Source organism: Cellulomonas septica, assembly GCF_012396155.1.
GTDB lineage: Bacteria > Actinomycetota > Actinomycetes > Actinomycetales > Cellulomonadaceae > Cellulomonas > Cellulomonas septica.
Genome location: NZ_JAAXOY010000629.1, coordinates 1 through 2,082, shown reverse-complemented (window position 1 = coordinate 2,082; position 2,082 = coordinate 1). Strand labels below are relative to the sequence as shown.

The 2,082-nt window shown below is 74.8% G+C and carries 3 protein-coding genes; all 3 read left to right on the top strand.

Going from position 1 to position 2,082, the window contains the following annotated elements; all coding sequences use genetic code 11:
• Nucleotides 1-407 (top strand): ATP-binding cassette domain-containing protein (locus tag HGA02_RS17455; protein ID WP_168680485.1); only part of this gene is annotated, 407 nt, incomplete at its 5' end.
• A 20-nt stretch (nucleotides 408-427) separates the two neighbouring features.
• Nucleotides 428-1,459: a metal ABC transporter permease gene (locus HGA02_RS17450; protein ID WP_246248018.1), complete on the top strand. Its 1,032-nt coding sequence runs from the start codon at nucleotides 428-430 to the stop codon at nucleotides 1,457-1,459.
• Between the two features lie 9 nt (nucleotides 1,460-1,468).
• Nucleotides 1,469-2,056: a VTT domain-containing protein gene (locus HGA02_RS17445; protein WP_168680483.1), complete on the top strand. Its 588-nt coding sequence runs from the start codon at nucleotides 1,469-1,471 to the stop codon at nucleotides 2,054-2,056.
• Nucleotides 2,057-2,082: the final 26 nt, after the last annotated feature.

Below are 2,082 nucleotides of genomic sequence, written 5' to 3'. Positions count from 1 at the left end.
AGTCCGTCGGGCTCGCCGACCGCGCGCACCGGCGCGTCCAGGAGATGTCCGGCGGGCAGCAGCAGCGCGTCCTCATCGCCCGGGCGCTCGTCCGCGACCCCGACCTGCTCGTGCTCGACGAGCCGACGTCGGGCATCGACATCCCCACCCAGGCGACCTTCGTCGACACCGTCGCACGGCTGCACGCCGCCGGCACGGCCGTCGTCGTGATCCTCCACGAGCTCGGGCCTTTCGCCGGGCTCATCCAACGCGCCGTCGTCCTGCGGCACGGACGCGTCGCGCACGACGGGCCACCACCCGCCGCGCGGCCCGAGCACGCGCACGCCGACCACGACCACACGCACGCGCACCCCGACCCCGAGCCGCCGCCGACCGGCCCCACGATCACCGTGGAGGTGACCCCGTGACCTGGGACCTGGTCGTCGAGATGCTCACGTCGCCGCTCATGCAGCGCGCGCTGCTCGCCGCCGTGCTCGTCGGCGCCGCCGCACCCGTCGTCGGCACGTTCCTCGTGCAGCGGCGCATGGCGCTCATGGGCGACGGGATCGGCCACGTCGCGCTCACGGGTGTCGCGCTCGGCTGGCTCGTCGGGTCGTGGGCCGGGCTCGTCCCGCAGGACGCGCTCGCCGTCCCCGGCGCCGTCGTCGCGGCGGTCGTCGGGTCGGTCGTCATCGAGCTCGTCCGCGAGCGCGGCCGCACCAGTGGGGACCTGGCCCTCGCGCTCATGTTCTACGGCGGCATCGCCGGCGGCGTGCTGCTCATCAAGGTCGCGGGCGGCACCAACGCGAACCTCATCAGCTACCTGTTCGGGTCCATCTCGACCGTGTCGACGACCGACCTGTGGTGGACCGTCGCGCTCGCCGCGCTCGTGCTCGGCGTCGGGCTCGGGCTGCGCACCGCGCTGTTCGCCGTGAGCCACGACGAGGAGTTCGCCCGTGCGAGCGGCATGCCCGTGCGGCTGCTGTCGATGCTCGTCGCGACGATCGCGGCGCTCACCGTCACGATCGCGATGCGCGTCGTCGGCCTGCTGCTGGTCAGCGCGCTCATGATCGTGCCCGTCGCGATCGCGCAGCTCTACGCGCGGTCGTTCGGCCGCACCATGACGCTCGCGAGCGTCATCGGGGTCGTCGTCAGCGTCGTCGGGCTCGGCCTCACGTACTGGCAGGACATCCCGCCCGGCGCGACCATCGTCGTCCTCGCGATCGTCGTCTACACCGTCGCCGCCGCGCTGCGCCCCGCGCTCCAGCGGCACCGCCCCGACGACGACCCGCACCCCGACATGGTCGACGACGTGCTCATCGTCGACGACGTGTGCGACGACCCCGTCCCCACCGTCACCGCACCGGCCGGCGCCGCCCACGCGCCCGCCGCGACCCCGACCCCTGCCGGCCGTGCCGCAGGCTCCACGCGACCGACCCCCGGGACCGACGACCCGGCCGGCGGCGCCCCCGCGACCTAGGATCGGCGCGTGGACGACGACCCCATCTCGGCGTTCGGGCTCGCGACCGTGCCCGTCGGCATCGCCGTCGTCCTGCTGTTCTTCATCGTGCTGGCCCGCTCGCACGCGACGTACTGGGCCGGGCGCGGCGTCACGCGCGGCGCGCAGTACGTGCACGACTCCGACCGGGGCTTCGCGTGGTGGCGCTCGACGATGGAGCACCTCGAGCGCTGGACCAGCACCCGCGCCGCGCAGCGCGGCCTCGACCTCGTGCGGCGCTGGGGCGCCGTCGCCGTCACCCTCGCCTACCTGACCGTCGGCCTCCAGACGGCCGTCTTCGCCTCGGCCGGGCTGATCCGCATGCGCTACCTGCGGTTCACGCTCGCGTCCATCCCCGGCTCGCTCCTGTGGGCCGTCATCTGGGCGACCGTCGGCTTCGGCGCCGTCTGGGCGGGCGTGCGCCTGTTCGTCGCCTCACCCGTCGTGGCGATCTCCGTCCTCCTGCTGGTGGCGGTCGCGATCGGCTGGGGCGTGCGACGTCGCCTGCAGCGCAACGCCGCCACCGCGGAGCACGAGCCGACGCACCCCGGCCGGCACGCCGCCGAGAGCGACGCCTGACCCGTCGCGAGCCGCCGCCCCCGGGT